We start from the raw sequence: 16,371 nt of genomic DNA on the forward strand, positions 1-16,371 counted from the left end.
GCCGGAGCAGCGAAATCATGCCGCCACCCGCCCGTCCCGCGGAACCGGCAACTCGTCCGCGATCAACCCCAGCAACATCTCGGTGGGCCCGCCCGCGATCCCGAACATCCCGGCGGCCGCCCGCAACGCCTGCGGACCGTTCTCGGCGAACCCGTCCGCCCCGTGCAGCTGCCCGCAGCACGCGAGCACCCGGTCGAGGGTCCGCGCGGCCGCCGCCTTGAGCACCATCGCGCTGGCCGGCGTCAAGCCCTCCGCCGTACGCGCGCACAACGCGTCCAGCGCGAGCTGGTCGACCAGGCACTCCGCGAGCCGCTGCCGTACCGCGTCGCTCTCCCACAGCGCGGTGCCGGCCAGACGGGCGGATGCGTCACCAATAGCCTTGCGGCACAACGCATTCGCCCACGCGCCGGAGAGGAAACGCTCGGTGGTGATGTGCCGGGCGAATCCCGCCATGCCGAATCCGACGCGGCCCACGACGTGCGTCCGCGGCAGCCGGACGTCGTCGAACGTGAAGTGACCGAGGCCCGCGCCCTCGAAGAACGGTGTCCGCGCAGGCTCGACGGACACGCCATCAGCACAGGTCGGCACGAGCACCCACGTGAAGCTGGTGAAGTGCGTGCCCTCGCGGTGCCGGGCCAGGACCAGGGCGTGGTCGGCGAAGCAGGCCGCGGTGATCCAGCGTTTGCCGCCGCGCACGACCACCTCGTCGTCGGCGATGCGCACGGAGGTCGTCATGGCGGTGAGATCGGAGCCGGCGGCGCCCGCGTCGGTTGCCGCCAGGGCCACCACCGCGCGGCCGTGCAGAGCGTCCTGCCAGACCGTGCGCACGGACTCGTCCGTGGCCAGCACCGGGATCACGACCGCGAGCTGCGGGCACAACGACAGCACGTCGCCGAGCGGGTGGTCGAGCTCCTCGACCAGCGCACGGAGCCTGCGCGGCGAGGGCGCGGCGCCCGGTTCCGGGTACAGGCCGGCGATCACGCCGGTGGCGCCCAGCTCGCGCCAGAGGTCATGTCCTGCCAAGGCGCACCTCGGGGTCGAGCAGGGCCAGCCGGCCGTTGGCCAGCAGCAAGCGGTCGTTGCTGTAGTTCAGCGACGCCGACCTGAGGTCGCGCAGGGTGCGTTCCAGGCGCAGCGGCGAGTCGCGCATGTAGCCGTCGCGCAGACCGGTCAGCTCGACGAGGTCGTTCACCGCGGCGAAGCACTGCTCGGCGGCCTCGGTCTTGAGCGCGTTCAACCGCAGCTGGGCCGACGGGACCGACAGGTCGCCGCCGCCGGACACCAGCGCGACGCACTGGCGCAGGCTCGCGTCGACCAGCTCCAGCCGGTTGCGCACCCGGCCGAGCCGGCTCAGCAACAGCTCGGAGCCGAGGTCGGCGGACTTGCGGCCGGACGGGCTGCGCAGCTTCGTCACCACGCGGGACAACGCGCCCGTCGCGGCTCCCAGCCAGCACGCCGACCAACCGATGTGCGCGAGCGGCGCGAACACCTGCACGGTCAGCTCGTGGAAGCCGCCGTGCGCACCGACGACGTGGTGGCCGGGCACGGTTCCGGTCAGCCGCACCGGCAGGCTGTGGCTCGCGCGCATGCCCAGCGGGTTCCAGCTGCCGGTGGCGGTCACGTCGAGGTCCGCGCGGTCGGCGTACACCAGCGACACCTGCGTCGGCGAGGTCGCGCCGAGTGCGCGCATGGTGATCAGGAACCCGTCCGCGTGCTCGCCTCCGGTCACGATCGGGGCGTCCCGGTCGACCACCAGCCGGTCGCCCGCGGTGTCCAGGGCCGAGTCCGACGTCAGCAGGTGACCGCCCTTGCCGCGCTCGGTGGTGACCGACGCGAGGTAGACCTCGCCGCGGGCGATCCTCGGCAACAACGACTCGCGCAAGGCCGGGCCCGCGTGGCTGATCACGGCGGCGACCTGCTGGCAGTGCATCGCGAAGATCATCGCGGCGGACATGTCCTCGCGGGCGATCCGTTCGCTCACCGCCACGAGGTCGCGGAGGCCTCCGCCGCGGCCGCCGTACGAGCGCGGCACCAGCAGACCCAGCAAACCGGTGCGGCGCATGGCTTCCAGCGCCGCCACCGGGAACGCGGCGGCGTCGTCGGTGGCCCGCGCGTGCTCACGGGTCACCGCGGCGACCTCGTCCACGGCCGCGTCGAGCAGGAGCAGCGGCTCGGCGAGCGCGGTCACGACCGCACCCCCGCGGTGAGCTGCGTGACGGCCTCCCAGAGACTGCCCGCGGTCTCGAAGGTGGCGTCGGAGAGCAGCTCGTCGGGCAACGAGACGTCGAAGTTGTCCTCGATCGCGAACAGCAGCTGGATGGCCTGCATCGAGTCGAGGCCCAGCTCGCGCAGCCGCGACTGCGCGGTGAGCTCGCCGTCGCCCGCGAACTTCAGGAACGGGCGGAGAATGTCGGTGAACGCGGTTTCCACTGCGGTGTCCTTCCTCATGAGATGGTCACCGGCCGGCGGTGCAGGGCCAGCCGGGACGCCGAACGGAACTGGCCGTCGTCCACGACGACCTCGGTGGGCAGGTCGTGACCGAGGAAGGCGACGAGGCTCGCGGTGAGCCCGTACGCCCCGACGTTGGGCACGGTCAGCACGTCACCGGGCGCGACGGGCGGGATCTCCGCACCACGCGCCCACACGTCGAGCGGAGTGCAAAGTGGACCCGTCACCAGCGCGGGTGACACCGGCCCGGCGGCAGAGGAGCGCAGCGCGGGAGTGATCACGGGCAGCCGGCGCAACCCGGACATGCCGCCGAGGTGGTTGATCCCGGACTCCAGCACCACGACGCGTTTCCCGTGCGACTCCTTGACGTCGAGCACGCGCACGAGCAGCTGTCCGCACGTGGCGGTCAGATAGCGGCCGGACTCGAAGACGATGCGGGGACCGCCTTCCCGCCAGCCCGGGAACGAGTCGTCCAGCAGCGCGGCGAGTCCTTCGGCCAGACCGGTGAAGTGCGGCAGGTCGCCGTCGCGGGCGAACGGCGCGCCGAAGCCACCGCCGAGGTCGAGGACCTCGAACTCGGTGCGCAGCACCTTGCGCAGGCGCACCGCGGTGTCGAGCGCCTGCGCGAACTGACCGAGCAACGCCTCGGTGTCCCCGATGTTCGTGCCCATGTACAGGTGCAGCCCGGTGACCCGCGCGTGCTCCCTGGACGCGAACAGGTCCGGCCGCGACTCGATCCAGCCGAGGTCGGCACCGAACTGCGACGTCACCCCGGTCATCACGAGACCCTGGCCGGGCACCGGCTGGTCGTCGTTGACCCGCAGCAGGCACCGCGTCCGGGTACCGGTGCGGTCGAGCTGGTCGATCGCGGCCGGCGAGTCCACGGAGAACTCCCGGACGCCGCGCGCAAGCGCTTGCCCGATCTCGGTGTCCTGCTTGCCGGGACCGCCGCAGATGATCTCGTCCGGCGCCCATCCCGCGGCCAGCGCGGCGTCGAGCTCACCGGTCGAGCACACCTCGGCCCGCACGCCGAGCCCGCGCAACGCCGTGAGCACGTCGGGATGAGGGTTCGCCTTGAGCGAGTAGTGCACCACCGACGGCGCGGGCAACGCGGCGGCGAGCAGCGCGTGACTGCGCCTGATCTCGGCGAGGTCGTAGACGTACGCCGGAGTCGGCACCTCATCAGCTCGCACGGCCGCCTCCGCTCGGTGCGGGCACGAGGTGCGCGGCCAGGGCGTTGCGATCGGGCTTTCCGTGCTGGGTCAACGGCAACCGCTCCAGCACGACGCAGCGCGCCGGGATCTTGAACTCCTCGATCTGGCCCTTCATCGCGGTGAGCACGCCCGCCGGGGTCAGCGTGGTGACGGCGAAGAGCACCGCCTGCTCACGTCCGGCGGCCGGCGCCAGCAGCACCGCCTCGCCGACACCGGCCACCCGGCGGGCGGCCGCCTCGACCTCGGTCCCGCTCACCCGGAACCCGCGTTCCTTGTAGATGTCGTCCCGGCGACCGGCGAAGTACAGGTAGCCGTCCTCGTCCAGCCAGCCGTAGTCACCGGTGCGCAGCTCGGGGAACAGGCCGTCCCGGCGCGGGAACCGCTGCCCGGTGAGCTCCGGCCGGCGCCAGTAGCCGGCCATCACGTGCGGCCCGCGGACGACGAACTCGCCGACCTCGCCGGGCGCCAGCGCGCGGCCCTCGTCGTCCAGCACGACGACCTCGGTGCCCGGCAACGGACGTCCGCAGCTGCCGGGACGCAGCAGGTCACCGTCCGGTGGCATGATCGAGACCCGCTTGCACTCGGTGAGACCGAACATGAGCTGCAGCCGCGCCGACGGCACGGCGGCGCGCAGGTCCGCGACCGTCGCCTCGGACAGCGCGGCACCGGTGTTCGTGATCAGCCTCAGCCGCGGCGTCTCCCCCGGCTTGCGCCGGACCAGCCGGATCAGCGTCTCCGCGACGGACGGCACGCCCGCCAGCACGGTGGCACCGGTGCGGTGCAGGGCGGCGAGCAGTCCCGCGCTCGCCTCCGCCGCGGTGCCCATGTGCACCTCGGCACCGCTGAGCGCGCCGAGAAGGACCTGGTAGAGGCCGTAGTCGAAGGACAGCGGCAACGGCGTGAACACCCGGTCGTCCGCCTGGTAGGCCAGCTCGGCCTGCACGGCGCTCGCCGCGAAGACCATCTGCTGGTGCGTGCAGACCACGGCCTTCGGCATCGACGTGCTGCCGGAGGTGTAGATCAGGCAGCAGGCGTCCGCCGCGGTGCCGGCCGGGCCGTGCACGGCGTCGCCACCGGTCGCGCAGGCGTCGAAGTCCACGGCGGCGACGCCGGCGCTCTCGGCGATCGGCGCCACGTGCGCCAGGTCCGAGGTGATCACCAGCTTCGGCGTGCAGTCGGTCAGCACGTGGCGCAGCGCGTGGTCGCGCACCTGGTCGTGCACGATCGCCACGACCACGCCGGCCCTGGACGCCGCGTACACCAGCGACGGGACGCTCAGGTGGGTGGACGCGTGCAGCACCAGCCGGTCGCCGCGCACCAGCCCTCGGCCCAGCAACCACCCGGCGAGCCTCCTGCTCTCCTCCGCCACCTGCCGGTGCGTCGTGGTGGCGGCGCCGTGCGAGATCGCCGGGGCGGAGCCGAACCGCTCGGCGGCGGTGTCCGCGAGGTCGTGCAGGAACTTCGGTTCAGGCATGGGAAACCTCACGCTCGGTGCACCGGGCGAGCAGCGCGGTGAGTGACTCGACACTGGTCAGGGTTTCGGCGGTCAGCTCGGTGCCGGGCACGACGACACCGGTCGTGGCTTCCAGCCTGCCGAGCACGTCGACCAGCCGGAACGAGTTGAACTGGGGCAGGTCGGCGAGCCGGGCCGAGCCCGACACCACCTCCCGCGGCAGCCGCAGCACGTTCGCGAGCGTCGCGACGACCTGGTCGCGCAACGCCCTGTCCACAGTGGACTGCCGGGTGGACTGTGCGCGTTCGCGACCGAGCAGGAGTTCTTCCAGGGTGGTGAACAGCTCGACCGGTTCCGCACGCCCGGCCGCGAGCCGCCGGCCGCCGACGAAGGCCTGTTGCGCGAGTCGCCGCCAGGGATCGGCCGCTTCGGGGGCACCCGTCGCGACGGCGTGCAGCAGGTGCTGCCTGGCCAGCAGCCAGGTCTCCAGCGTCAGCCGATCCCAGGCCTCCGCCCGGTCGGGCAGTTCGCGGTAGGCCGCGACGTACCGGCGCACCACCTCGGGGTCGGCGGGAACCGGATCCGGCACGGCACTCGGCAACGGACCCGGTCGCACCAGCAGACAGGTGACTCGCTGATCGGCCAGGATCGCGCGCAGTTCGTCCCGGCGCAGCGTCAGGACCGCCGGCCGGGCCGCGCCCCACGAGGTGTCGTTGTGGTAGGCGTCGGTCACCACGACCTCGTCCGCGCCGGCGGCCACCAGGAAGCTGTGATCCATGTGGCGCTGCCGGAAGTACGGCGTCCACGGCAACGTGTACGCGTCGGCCACCACGTAGTGCGTGCGCCGGTCCGCCAGCAGCCGGTCGGTGTCGTGGTGCCGTTCGGTGACGACCAGTCCCAGCAGGGACTCCGCCTCACCCAGCCGTTCGTCCACTGTGGAGGAGACCGTTGGCGGATCCATCCACTTCGGAGCGAAACACGTGGTGGCGCCGAGCCGCAGATGGGTGCCGGGGCCGTGCGCGGTGTCGGCGAGCACGGCCAGGTTGACCTGCAGGCAGTCCATCGCCTCGGCGTGGATGCCGGAGAGGACGTCTTCCGGTGTCACGGCTTGCCTCCCACCGGCCGGAGGGTGGCGGTGGCCAGCTCGATCAGATCGTCGTCCGCGTGCTCGTCGTGCAGCTGCCCGGCGAGGTGCTGTTCGTAGGCCCCGAGGTCGAGGTAGCCGTGACCGCTGACGCAGACCAGGATTCCGTCGCGCGCACCGAGGTGCTCCCCGCGGTCGGTCACACCGGTCGTGGCGAGCCGGGCGGCGGCGGCCAGCGCGTGCCCTGACTCCGGCGCGGGCAACACGCCTTCGTGCTGGACGAAAGTGCGCGCGGCCGTGAGCGCCTCCTGCTGACCCACCGCGGTGGCGGCGATCTGGCCGTGGTGGCGCATGGCGGAGAGCAGCTTGGCGGAACCGTGGAAGCGCAGACCCGCCGAGTGCGAGCCGGGAATGGTGAAGTCGCTGCCCACCGTGTACATCGCTTCACTGGGGCCGAAGCCGGTGGCGTCGGTCCGGTCGTAGGCGTACACACCCTTTGTGAGCTTCGGGGTGGCCGTGGACTCGGCCGCCAGCAGCAGCGGCTGGGGCCGCGCGGCGTTCGCGGCGGCGGCGAACATCGGCAACGCGATGCCGCCGAAGTTGGAACCCGCGCCGACGCAGCCCACGACCGCGTCGACCTCGGCTTCCAGGTCACCGAGCTGCTCGGCGGCCTCAACGCCGATCACGGACTGGTGCAGGATGCTGTAGGTCTCCCCGCTGCCGATGGCGAACGCCCGGCCGTCGGCGTCCCGCGCGTACTCCACCGCCTCGCCGATGGCGAGCGCGAGGCTGTTGCCATCGCCGGCCGGGCGCGACCCGATGGCCGTCCGGCCGCTCGGGCTCGCGTGCAGCTCGGCGCCGAGCATGCGCATGAGGGTGCCGCGGTAGGGCTTGCGGGTGAGGCTGTCGCCGACCATGAACACCGTGCAGCGCAAGGAGAACACGGCACAGGCGGCGGCGAGCGCGGTACCCCACTGCCCCGCGCCGGTGCCGGTCACCAGCTCACGCACACCCGCCTGCCGGTAGTAGTGCGCCTGAGCGAGAGCGGTGTTGAGCTTGTGACTGCCTGAGACGTTGCCGCCCTCGTACTTGACGTAGATCGGCACCTTCGCGCCGATCGCCTCGCCGAAGTCCTTGGCGTGCCACAGCGGCGTGGGCCGGTAGCGGCGGTACTGGTCGAGGACGGGTTCGGGGATGTCCCAGAACTCCTGGCGGGACAGGCTCTGCCGGGCCAGCTGCAGCGGCAGGTTCACCGCCACGCCGCCCGCTGTGCCCGCCGCGGGCGGCTGGTCGGCCGGAAGGTCGTGACCCAGGTGTGGCAGGACGCTGTGCCACTGCTTCACGAGCGAGCTCATCGGCAGCCTCGCAGCACCACGTCCACGACGTCGGACACCACGTGGAACCGCTTGCCGGTGAACAGGTCGTCGGGCAGGGTGACGTCGAGCGCGTCCTCCAGCCGGATCAGCATGCCGAGGAACCCGAGCGAGCTGACCCGCAGCACCTCGCCGTTCAGCGGCTCGTCGTCGGACAGCTCGCCGGGGCTCATGGTGAGCCTGGACTCGGCGATGAGCATCTCCTTCACCGCGGTCGCGACCGCGGTGTCGTCGATGTCGGTGGCAGGCATCGGTCAGTTCCTCCCCTGATGGCCGGGCTTCTCACGCAACGCGCCGTCCGCTTCGATCACCCAGGCGCTGGTGGTGAGAGCGTCGAGCGCGACCGGCCCGCGCACGTGCAACCGGCCGGTGCTGATGGAGATCTCCGGTCCGAGCCCCATCGTCGGACCGTCGTGCAGGCGCAGCGATCCGTTGCAGACGATCGCCGCCGCGTCCACGCGCGAACAGAACTGCCCGACCACCTCGCGGTCGGTGGCGACCACACCCTCGGTGTGGCCGGAACCGTTGGCACGCACGAAGTCCACGGCCTCGTCGAGACCGGCGACCGGCCGGATCGCGACGGTCCGGTCCAGGAACTCCCGGCCGCGGTCGTGCTCGGTGAGCGCGGTGAGGGTGACGAACTCGGTGCCGGGCACCAGGTTCGCGGCGGGCAGCTTGAGGGTGCACGGCTGCCGCTGGGCCGTCGCCTCCGCGATCACCGAAGCGACCACCGCGGACAGAATCCGGTCGTCGCACAGCACCGTCTCCAGCGTGTTGCACGCGGTCGGCTCCGGCAGCTTGCTGTCCAGCACGATCCGGGCGGCCAGCCGGACGTCCGCGCTGGCGTGCACGTAGAGGTGGTTGACCCCACCGCCGCTCGCGATGACCGGGATGGTCGAGCCGCGGCGGCAGAAGTCGACGAGACTCGGGCCGCCGCGCGGCAGCACCACGTCGATGGCGTCCGGCCGCTTGAGCAGCGCACGCAGCTGGGCGCGGTCGATGTCGTCGAGGATCGTCACCATCGACTCGGGCAGACCGGCAGCGCGCAACGCGTCCGCCACGACCGGTGCCAGCGCGCGGTTGGTCGCGCTGATCTCCTTGCCACCGCGCAGGATCACCGCGTTGCCCATGACCACCGGCAGCAGCGCGCCCTCGACGGTCACGGTCGGCCGCGCCTCGTAGATCATGAAAACCACGCCGAGCGGCTTGCGGATCCGGCGGGCGCGCAACGGGCCCACCTCCGCGCTCTCATGAGGTTCAATCAGGGCCTGGCGCACGGAGTCGATCAGCGCGAGCACCGCGTCGAGCTGGGGATCGGCCAGCCGGACCCGCTCGACGAGCACGTCCGGCTGCCCCTGGGCGCGCATCGCGCGCAGGTCGGCGTCGTTGGCCTCGCGGACGGTCTTCCACTCGCGCCGTAGTGCGCCGGCGAGCTCGTCGCAGTACCGCAGGTACGCGGCGGAACCGATCGGCGGTGCGGTCCGCAGTGCGGCGCGCACCTGTTCGAGCATCTGGTCAGTCAACGGGGCTCCTACCACATGAACTGGCCGCCGTCGACGATCAGGCGCTGACCGTTGACGTACGAACCTGCTGAGCTGACTAGGAATTCGAGTGCGGCCGCGATGTCGTCGGTGTGCCCGAGCCTGCGCTGCGGGATCTCCTCGACGACGCGCTCGCGCGCAACCGGGTCGCGCAGGTGGAAACGCGTGACCAGTTCCTCGGTCTCGATCATGCCGGGCACCAGGCAGTTGACCCGGATGTCCGGCGCCAGTTCGAGAGCGAGGCACTTGGTCAGCTGCATCAACCCGGCCTTGCTGGCGCAGTAGTTCGCACCGTTGACGCGCGGCCGGATGCCCGTCGTGGCACCGATGTTGACGATGACCGGGTCCGGCTGCGCGCGCATGTGCGGCACGAGCGCCCTGGTGAGCAGGAACGCTCCGGTGAGGTTGGTGCCGAGCACGGTGTGCCAGTCGTCGTCGGTCAGGTCGAGGAACGGCTTGTCGACGTTGAGGCCGGCGTTGTTCACCAGCACCCGCACCGGCCCGTGGTTCGCGGCCAGCGTTCGCACGGCCGCCGTCACCTCCGCGCTCGCCGACACGTCGCACGCGAGGGCGGTGAAGCCGGGGCCGAGCGCGGACCGCGCGGCCGCGGCTTCCTCCTCGTTCGCGTGGTACAGCGCGACAACGCGGTGACCGAGCTTGAGCAGCCGTTCGCTGAGCGCGCGGCCGATGCCGCGGGTACCGCCGCTGACCACCGCCAGCGGGCCGGTCATCGGTACCGATCCGAAATCGGGCATGGCACTGCCTGCCTCCTGAGTGCGGGGGTGAGGGACCGGAGGTCACGGCTGCAACGGGGTGCAACCGGTGAACCGGAGGGCCTTGCTTTCGCCCTCGACGTAGTGGCCGATCCGCAGACTGGCCGACAGCGCGTGATCGTTGGAAGGACCCGCGAGGAAAACGACGACGTGCGACAGCGGGGCCTCCGTGCCGAGCCAGATGTGCTCCACGGATATCGCGGCGTCCGCCGCGGCGTCCAGCACGGTCTGCCTCAGCACCTCCAGTGACGGAGGCAGACAGCCGGAATCGTGTTCGAAGGTGAGCCGGACGCCGTGCACAACATTTACCCCAACGTCGAGGGAAACGGATCAGCTCACTGCCAGCCGTTGTTGTCGGAATTGACACCGATCGTCGTGAATGCCGTCGAGGCGGTTGCGGCCGGAGTGAGAGTCAATGCACCCGCAATCGCGAACATCGCAATGCAGGCAATCGTCGAGAACTTCTTGGCGGCAGCCGAAGTCGTCGTGTACATGAATGTGCTCCCCAGTTCCAGAAGAATCAGTGCGCGACCTCCGGGTCGTCCCGGTGAGGCGCCTTGCTGCGATGACTCGATTCTTTCCGCGCCAAGCGGGCTTGTCATCACTGATGGGGCTTCAGGGAGCTGTCATGGCAGGTGTGTGCCACGACTCCGGTAGCCCGCAGCTGGTTTGCGGAGAAGCTGGTCCACGTCGCGGGGCGCGAGGTAGCCTCACCGACAGCAAGTACGTGCGTACTGTGAGCACCCGGGGGGCTCTGTGGAAGTGCTGACTCTGTTCGGCCTGGGCGCTGATGCGGACGCGGTCTACCGCACGATGTTGCGGGATCCGGCCGCCGGAGTGCCGGAGGTGGCCGGCCGGCTGGGTTGGCACGTCGACCAGGTCCGGCAGGCGCTGGACGAGCTGAGCAGGCTGTCGCTCGTCCGCCCGTCGTGGGAGGTTCCCGGCAAGTACCAGGCGGTGGCGCCCCAGGTGGGGCTGGCCGCGCTGCTCTCGCGCCAGGAGGCCGAGCTGCGCGAGCGCCAGGGCCAGGTCACCGCCAGCAAGGTCGCGCTCGAGCACGCCATCGAGGAGTACGCCGAGGTCCAGCGGCGCCAGCAGTACGAGGGCGTGGAGCAGCTGCTCGGCATCGACTCGATCAGGGGCAGGATCGAGGCGCTCGCGCACGAGGCCCGGTCGGAGATCATGGGTTTCGCGCCGGAAGGTGCGCAGACCCCGGAGAACATGGCGGCCAGCAAGCCGCTGGACGCCGAGATCATGCGTCGCGGCGTGCGGCTGCGCACGATCTACCTGAACAGCATCACCAAGGACAGTCTCTCCATGTCCTACGCCCAGTGGCTGGTGGAGCAGGGCGGCGAAATCCGCTCGATGCCGGTGCTGCCACTGCGGATGATCATCTACGACCGCCAGGTGGCGATGCTGCCGATGGACCCGGAGAGCAGCACGGCCGGTGCCGTGCTGCTGCGCGGGGCGGGCGTCGTCACGGCGCTGTGCGAGCTGTTCGAGCAGGTGTGGGCCTCGGCCACGCCGCTGGGCGTGGCGGCCGGGTCCACCGACGACGGGTTGACCCCGCAGGAACTGGCGGTGCTCAGGCTGCTGGCCCAGGGCAACACCGACGAGGCGGTGGCGCGCAAACTCGGCGTGTCGGTGCGCACCGGCCGGCGGATCGTCGCGGGTCTCGCGGCGCGGCTGGGAGCGCAGAGCCGGTTCCAGGCCGGGGTCGAGGCGACCCGGCGCGGCTGGCTCGACGCGGCACAGCGGGACCACGCGAGCTGACCACGTCGCGGAGAAGCGCCGCGGGTCTCGCGGCACCAAGCCGATCCCACACCGGCGTGGAAGCGACCCCGCACAGCAGGACCACACGAACTGACCACGTCGCGGAGGAACGCCGCGGATCTCGCAGCACCAAACCGATCCCACACCAGCGTCGAAGCGCCCCCGCACAGCAGGACCACACGAACTAACCACGTCGCGGAGAAGCGCCGCGGATCTCGCAGCACCAAACCGATCCCACACCAGCGTCGAAGCGGCCCACCACCACGCGAGCCGGCGACGTTGCCCCAGGTCGCGCGGGCGAACTCCCCCACGCGACCCGGTCAGCCCGTGCCGGTCAGCCCGCCTCCATCAGCGCACGGCGGTCGACTTTCCCGTTGCCGGTCAACGGCAGTTCGTCCAGCACGGTGAACCCCGCAGGCACCATGTACTTCGGCAGCTTCGCCTCCAGGAACTCCCGCAGCCGCCCGGTGTCGACCCCGCCGTCCCGCGCGACCAGGTACCCGCGCAGCACCGGGATGCCCTGCCCGGTCCGTGCGGCGACCACCACGGCGGCGTGCACGGCGGGGTGCGCGGTGATCGCGGACTCGATGTCGCCCAGCTCGATCCGCACGCCCTGGATCTTCACCTGGAAGTCCTTGCGCCCCAGCAGTTCGACGTTGCCGTCCGGCAGGAACCGGCCGAGGTCGCCGGTGGCGTAGGCGCGCCGGCCGGAGGGCAGCACGACGAACTGCCGCGCCGTGCGTTCGGCGTCGCGCCAGTAGCCGTGCGCCAGCCCGATGTCGCTGACCAGGTACATCTCCCCCGGCACCCAGACCGGGCACGGGCGCAGCTCCTCGTCCAGCACGTGCACCTGCTGGTTGGTGAGCGCGGTTCCGTAGGGGATGCTCGGCCAGCCGGGGTCGACCTCGCCGATCGCGTACAGGGTCGACCACACGCACGCCTCCGCCGGTCCACCGCCGGACACCACCTCGACGTCGCCGTTGAGCGCGCGCAGGCGGCCGGGCAGCGCGACCGGGATCCAGTCGCCGCCGATGAGCGCGAGCCGCAGCGACCGCAGCCGGTCGGGGCGGCGGGTCACCTCCGTGTAGAGCACCAGCATTTCCAGCAGCGCGGGCACCGAGTGCCAGAACGTCACGCCGTGGTCGGCGACGAGCTCGGCCCAGTGCGCGGGGTCCGGCTTGGGTGAGGGGTCCGGCACCACGACCGCGGCGCCCACGGAGAGCAGGCCGAACGAGTCGAGCACGGACAGGTCGAACTGCAGGCCGGACATCGCGATCACGCGGTCGCCTGCCCCGATGCCGAAGCGGCGGTTGATGTCGGCGATGGTGTTGAGGGCGCCGCGGTGGTCGACCATCACGCCCTTCGGCACCCCGGTCGAGCCGGACGTGAAGATCACGTAGGCGAGGTCGGCCGGCGTCGCGACCGGCTCCAGCGGCGTGTCGTCGAGCCCGTCGAAGTCGGTGTCGACCCGCAGCCGGTTCACCTGCTCCGGCCAGTGCAGCCGCTCGTCGACGACCGCCTGGGTGAGCACGTGCGAGACCTCACCGCGTTCCAGCACCACGTGCATGCGTTCGGTGGGGAGCGTGACGTCGACCGGCAGGTAGGCGGCGCCGGCCGCGAGCACGCCGTGCACCGCGACGATCTGCTCCCAGCCCTTCTCCATCGCGACGGCCACCAGCTGGTTCGGCCGCACGCCCAGCTCACGCAGCTTCCTGCCGACCTGGTTCACCCTGCTGGTGAACTCGCGATAGGTGATCTGCCGGTGCGCGGTGATGACGGCGGGCGCGTCGGGACGCAGCCGCGCGTGCTCGGCGACCGCGGTGTGCAGCAGGCCTTCCGGCGCGGGCGCGGCCGTGTCGTTGACCTCGGCCCGCCGGTCGAGCTGCCACTGCGGCAGCAGGTCGAACCGGGTGCGGGACGCGACGTCGCCGGGGTCGCGCAGCTCGGCCAGCAGCCGGTCGAACGCCTCGAACATGTCGTCGACCATGCCGGCCGGGAACGCCGTGTCGCGCGAGTGCCACTCGCAGCGGTCGCCGACGAGCCGCAGTTCGAGATCGGCGTCGGGCACCGAGCCGGCCTCGAACGTGACCGCGACCGGAAGATCTCCGCCCGCTGCCGGCCGCGCACCGAGCTCCAGCTGGGCGTGCACGGAGGCGAGCCGCTCGGCGAAGTCACCCCCGTCGTCGAAGACGAGCGCGGTGCCGCCGGGCAGCCGGACGGAGAACCGCGGGCTCCTGCTCCACGCGTGCAGCACCTCCGCGAAGGCCGCCACGGCCACCGCGTGGCTGGACGCTCCCGGCCACGCCACCGGCGCCGCGCACTCCCTCCGCCGCGGCGGTGCGTGCCGATCACCCGGCGCGGACGGGAGTCCGGGCGCGGAGGGCAGGTCGAGCGCCGGTGCCAGCGTCATCAGCTCACCCTCCCCAGCTGCGCCGACGCACCGGCGATGGCACCGAGCCACCGCTTGAGGTCCGCGACGGTGTGCACGTGCGCCAGGCCCTCGATGTCCAGCTCGGCACCGGGGTCCGGGCGCAGTTCGGCGATCATGCGGAAAATCGAGAGCGACACCACCCCGGCGTCGACGAGTGTGGTCGAATCCGTGAACGAGCCGGCTGCGTGCGACTCGATCAGCGCGTGGATCTGTGCGGCTGAGCTCATTGCGTGAATTCTCTTTCCGGTCGGTGTACGCGTTGTCTCCTGCCGCCGAGCGTAGATCCGCACAACCGCATCCGCACCGGTTCCAGGGGTGGCAGGGAACTGTCATGGCAACAAGCGCCCAGTGCGACCCGATGCGCTGCCATCTAGCGTTTCCGGCATCGGGTTTCGACGACGACAGGGGTGTGTCGCAGGTGAGCGGAGAAACCGGGTTCAAGGTGGTGCGCAACGAGTTCGGACACATCTCCGTCTGGCCGGCCGCACGTGCGCAGGCACCGGGATGGCACGACCACGGATTCAGCGGAACTCGCGAGCACTGCCTCGCACACATTGCGGAACTCGGCGACGTGAGGAACGAACGATGACGGCAGTTGTCACCGGGCTCGCCCGGCCACCCGAGGAATGGTTCGACACGGCACGACCGTGGCGCCGGGACGTGGTGGTGCCCGAGCTGCTCGCGGAGGCCGCACAACGGCACGGCACGCGCCCGGCTCTCGTGACGGCACAGGGCACGGCGTACACGCACGCCGAGCTGTTCGCGGCGACCGGACGGACGGCCACCCTGCTGCGTGAGCTCGGCGCGGGACCCGGCAGCTTGGTCGGCCTGCTGTCCGATCACCACCCCGAGGCCGTGCGCGGCATCATCGGGACGCTGCGGGCGGGAGCCGCCTACGTGCCGGTCGATCCGCGCTGGCCGGCCGACCGGATGGCACGGGTGCTGAACCAGGTCGGGTGCGACCGGCTGCTCGTCGACCGGGCGAACCTCGCCCGTGCCGCGGAGCTCGTTTCGCGCGTTCCGACGCTGCACCAGCTGGTGTGCCTGGACGGCCCGTCCACCGACGTGCCGGGCGCGCACGTGTGGGGCACCGATGCCGCCGACGCGGCCGAGCCGCTGCCGCACGCCGCGGTGGGCTGTGGACCGGAAGACCTCGCGTACGTCATCTTCACCTCCGGCTCCACCGGCCAGCCCAAGGGCGTCATGGTCCGGCACCGCACCGTCGTGAACGCCTTCGAGTGGGTCAACCGCGAGTTCGCGGTGACCGCGTCGGACCGTCAGCTGCTGGTGACGTCGTGGGCCTTCGACCTGTCCGTGCACGACACCATGGGGGTGCTGAGCGCCGGCGGGTCCGTGCGCACCGTCCCCGACGACGACCTCGTGAACCCCGGTGTGCTGGCCAGGATCCTGGACACCGAGGAGATCACCTGCCTGACCGCGGGCCCGGCCGCGATGTCGCTGATCCTGTCCAGTGCCGGACCGCGGGCCGGTGGGCCGGCGCCGTCGCTGCGGCTGGTGCTGACCGGCGGCGACTGGATTCCGGTGAGCATGCCCGACGCGATCCGCGAGCGCTTCCCGCGCGCCGAGGTGGTCTCCGCCGGAGGGGCGACCGAAGCGACGATCTGGTCGAACTTCTACCGGATCCGCGAGGTGGATCCCGGCTGGCCGAGCATCCCGTACGGCACACCGCTGCAGAACTCCCGCTACTACGTGCTGGACGAGAACTACGACCACCAGCCGATCGGCGAACCGGGAGACCTCTACATCGCCGGGGAGTGCCTGTCCGAGGGTTACTTCGGCGACCGCGCGCTCACCGCGGCCAAGTTCCTGCCGGATCCGCACTCCCCGCTGCCCGGCGGCCGGATGTACCACACCGGGGACCGCGCCCGCTGGCTGCCGGACGGCAACCTCGAGTTCCTGGGCAGGCTGGACGACCAGGTGAAGGTGCGCGGCTACCGCATCGAGCTCGGTGACGTGCAGGCCGCGCTGGCCACCCACCCCGCGGTCGGCGCCGCGGCGGTGGTCGCGGTCGACGTGGCCGGTGCACGCGGACTGGTCGGCTACTACGCCTGCCGGACGGGCGCCGTCGCACCGGGCGAACTGCGCGCACACGTCGCGAAGCTGTTGCCGGAGTACATGATTCCGAGCTCGCTGATCCCGTTGCGGCACATCCCGGTGACGGCCAACGGCAAGTTCGACCGCGTCGAGCTGGCCAGGCGGGCGAAGCAGGCGCTGCACGTGCACGGCCCGGAGTGCGGCCGTTTCTGCGTGGGGGAGTGAG

The 16,371-nt window shown here is 71.6% G+C and carries 17 protein-coding genes; 3 read left to right on the forward strand and 14 right to left on the reverse strand.

Going from position 1 to position 16,371, the window contains the following annotated elements; genetic code table 11:
• Positions 1-15 precede the first annotated feature (15 nt).
• The 12 genes from ACWEIJ_RS37530 to ACWEIJ_RS37585 all read right to left on the reverse strand — a co-directional run bounded on the left by ACWEIJ_RS37530 (position 16) and on the right by ACWEIJ_RS37585 (position 10,380).
• The gene (locus ACWEIJ_RS37530) at positions 16-1,023 is read right to left on the reverse strand and encodes an acyl-CoA dehydrogenase family protein (protein ID WP_449842018.1); all 1,008 of its coding nucleotides are present in this window, start codon (positions 1,021-1,023) and stop codon (positions 16-18) included.
• Positions 1,010-2,188 carry an acyl-CoA dehydrogenase family protein gene (locus ACWEIJ_RS37535; RefSeq protein WP_449842019.1) on the reverse strand — a complete coding sequence of 393 codons (1,179 nt, stop codon included), beginning with the start codon at positions 2,186-2,188 and terminating at the stop codon, positions 1,010-1,012. Before ACWEIJ_RS37535 ends, ACWEIJ_RS37530 begins: the two co-directional genes overlap by 14 nt.
• Positions 2,185-2,448 carry a phosphopantetheine-binding protein gene (locus ACWEIJ_RS37540; RefSeq protein ID WP_449842020.1) on the reverse strand — a complete coding sequence of 88 codons (264 nt, stop codon included), beginning with the start codon at positions 2,446-2,448 and terminating at the stop codon, positions 2,185-2,187. Before ACWEIJ_RS37540 ends, ACWEIJ_RS37535 begins: the two co-directional genes overlap by 4 nt.
• A complete protein-coding gene (locus tag ACWEIJ_RS37545; protein WP_449842021.1) occupies positions 2,445-3,641 on the reverse strand; it encodes a type III PLP-dependent enzyme in 1,197 nt (398 codons plus the stop codon). The genes ACWEIJ_RS37540 and ACWEIJ_RS37545 overlap by 4 nt, the downstream gene beginning before the upstream one ends.
• On the reverse strand, positions 3,631-5,136 hold the full coding sequence (locus ACWEIJ_RS37550; RefSeq protein WP_449842022.1) for a class I adenylate-forming enzyme family protein: 1,506 nt from the start codon (positions 5,134-5,136) through the stop codon (positions 3,631-3,633). Before ACWEIJ_RS37550 ends, ACWEIJ_RS37545 begins: the two co-directional genes overlap by 11 nt.
• A complete protein-coding gene (locus ACWEIJ_RS37555) occupies positions 5,129-6,220 on the reverse strand; it encodes an acyl carrier protein (RefSeq protein WP_449842023.1) in 1,092 nt (363 codons plus the stop codon). The genes ACWEIJ_RS37550 and ACWEIJ_RS37555 overlap by 8 nt, the downstream gene beginning before the upstream one ends.
• Positions 6,217-7,554 carry a TrpB-like pyridoxal phosphate-dependent enzyme gene (locus ACWEIJ_RS37560; RefSeq protein WP_449842024.1) on the reverse strand — a complete coding sequence of 446 codons (1,338 nt, stop codon included), beginning with the start codon at positions 7,552-7,554 and terminating at the stop codon, positions 6,217-6,219. Before ACWEIJ_RS37560 ends, ACWEIJ_RS37555 begins: the two co-directional genes overlap by 4 nt.
• Positions 7,551-7,823 carry an acyl carrier protein gene (locus ACWEIJ_RS37565; RefSeq protein WP_449842025.1) on the reverse strand — a complete coding sequence of 91 codons (273 nt, stop codon included), beginning with the start codon at positions 7,821-7,823 and terminating at the stop codon, positions 7,551-7,553. The genes ACWEIJ_RS37560 and ACWEIJ_RS37565 overlap by 4 nt, the downstream gene beginning before the upstream one ends.
• A gap of 3 nt (positions 7,824-7,826) precedes the next feature.
• Positions 7,827-9,095: a glutamate-5-semialdehyde dehydrogenase gene (locus tag ACWEIJ_RS37570; protein ID WP_449842026.1), complete on the reverse strand. Its 1,269-nt coding sequence runs from the start codon at positions 9,093-9,095 to the stop codon at positions 7,827-7,829.
• A gap of 8 nt (positions 9,096-9,103) precedes the next feature.
• Complete coding sequence (locus ACWEIJ_RS37575; RefSeq protein ID WP_449842027.1) at positions 9,104-9,868, reverse strand: SDR family NAD(P)-dependent oxidoreductase; 765 nt, start codon at positions 9,866-9,868, stop codon at positions 9,104-9,106.
• A 42-nt stretch (positions 9,869-9,910) separates the two neighbouring features.
• The gene (locus ACWEIJ_RS37580) at positions 9,911-10,126 is read right to left on the reverse strand and encodes a hypothetical protein (protein ID WP_449842028.1); all 216 of its coding nucleotides are present in this window, start codon (positions 10,124-10,126) and stop codon (positions 9,911-9,913) included.
• A gap of 95 nt (positions 10,127-10,221) precedes the next feature.
• Positions 10,222-10,380: a hypothetical protein gene (locus ACWEIJ_RS37585; RefSeq protein ID WP_449842029.1), complete on the reverse strand. Its 159-nt coding sequence runs from the start codon at positions 10,378-10,380 to the stop codon at positions 10,222-10,224.
• 262 nt (positions 10,381-10,642) lie between these two features.
• Here ACWEIJ_RS37585 and ACWEIJ_RS37590 point away from each other — a divergent pair, with 262 nt between their 5' ends.
• A complete protein-coding gene (locus tag ACWEIJ_RS37590; RefSeq protein ID WP_449842030.1) occupies positions 10,643-11,659 on the forward strand; it encodes a helix-turn-helix transcriptional regulator in 1,017 nt (338 codons plus the stop codon).
• Positions 11,660-11,993: 334 nt separating this feature from the next.
• On the opposite strand, the gene ACWEIJ_RS37595 is transcribed toward ACWEIJ_RS37590, so the two are convergent.
• On the reverse strand, positions 11,994-14,069 hold the full coding sequence (locus ACWEIJ_RS37595) for an amino acid adenylation domain-containing protein (RefSeq protein WP_449842031.1): 2,076 nt from the start codon (positions 14,067-14,069) through the stop codon (positions 11,994-11,996).
• Positions 14,069-14,317, reverse strand: a complete 249-nt coding sequence (locus tag ACWEIJ_RS37600) for a hypothetical protein (RefSeq protein ID WP_449842032.1) — start codon at positions 14,315-14,317, stop codon at positions 14,069-14,071. Before ACWEIJ_RS37600 ends, ACWEIJ_RS37595 begins: the two co-directional genes overlap by 1 nt.
• A 131-nt stretch (positions 14,318-14,448) precedes the next feature.
• Between ACWEIJ_RS37600 and ACWEIJ_RS37605 the strand changes: the two genes are divergently transcribed.
• Both ACWEIJ_RS37605 and ACWEIJ_RS37610 read left to right on the forward strand, forming a co-directional pair.
• Positions 14,449-14,679: an MbtH family NRPS accessory protein gene (locus tag ACWEIJ_RS37605; protein WP_449842077.1), complete on the forward strand. Its 231-nt coding sequence runs from the start codon at positions 14,449-14,451 to the stop codon at positions 14,677-14,679.
• Positions 14,676-16,370: an amino acid adenylation domain-containing protein gene (locus tag ACWEIJ_RS37610; protein ID WP_449842033.1), complete on the forward strand. Its 1,695-nt coding sequence runs from the start codon at positions 14,676-14,678 to the stop codon at positions 16,368-16,370. Before ACWEIJ_RS37605 ends, ACWEIJ_RS37610 begins: the two co-directional genes overlap by 4 nt.
• The last annotated feature ends 1 nt before the right edge of the window (position 16,371 follow it).

The organism is Lentzea sp. NPDC004789, from assembly GCF_053601075.1.

Excerpts from the sequence above, each read along its gene's own strand:
- ACWEIJ_RS37540 (WP_449842020.1), bottom strand. The coding sequence starts at position 2,448 with ATGAGGAAGGACACCGCAGTGGAAACCGCGTTCACCGACATTCTCCGC.
- ACWEIJ_RS37550 (WP_449842022.1), bottom strand. The coding sequence starts at position 5,136 with ATGCCTGAACCGAAGTTCCTGCACGACCTCGCGGACACCGCCGCCGAG.
- ACWEIJ_RS37560 (WP_449842024.1), bottom strand. The coding sequence starts at position 7,554 with ATGAGCTCGCTCGTGAAGCAGTGGCACAGCGTCCTGCCACACCTGGGT.
- ACWEIJ_RS37565 (WP_449842025.1), bottom strand. The coding sequence starts at position 7,823 with ATGCCTGCCACCGACATCGACGACACCGCGGTCGCGACCGCGGTGAAG.
- ACWEIJ_RS37575 (WP_449842027.1), bottom strand. The coding sequence starts at position 9,868 with ATGCCCGATTTCGGATCGGTACCGATGACCGGCCCGCTGGCGGTGGTC.
- ACWEIJ_RS37585 (WP_449842029.1), bottom strand. The coding sequence starts at position 10,380 with ATGTACACGACGACTTCGGCTGCCGCCAAGAAGTTCTCGACGATTGCC.
- ACWEIJ_RS37595 (WP_449842031.1), bottom strand. The coding sequence starts at position 14,069 with ATGACGCTGGCACCGGCGCTCGACCTGCCCTCCGCGCCCGGACTCCCG.
- ACWEIJ_RS37600 (WP_449842032.1), bottom strand. The coding sequence starts at position 14,317 with ATGAGCTCAGCCGCACAGATCCACGCGCTGATCGAGTCGCACGCAGCC.
- ACWEIJ_RS37605 (WP_449842077.1), top strand. The coding sequence starts at position 14,449 with ATGCGCTGCCATCTAGCGTTTCCGGCATCGGGTTTCGACGACGACAGG.
- ACWEIJ_RS37610 (WP_449842033.1), top strand. The coding sequence starts at position 14,676 with ATGACGGCAGTTGTCACCGGGCTCGCCCGGCCACCCGAGGAATGGTTC.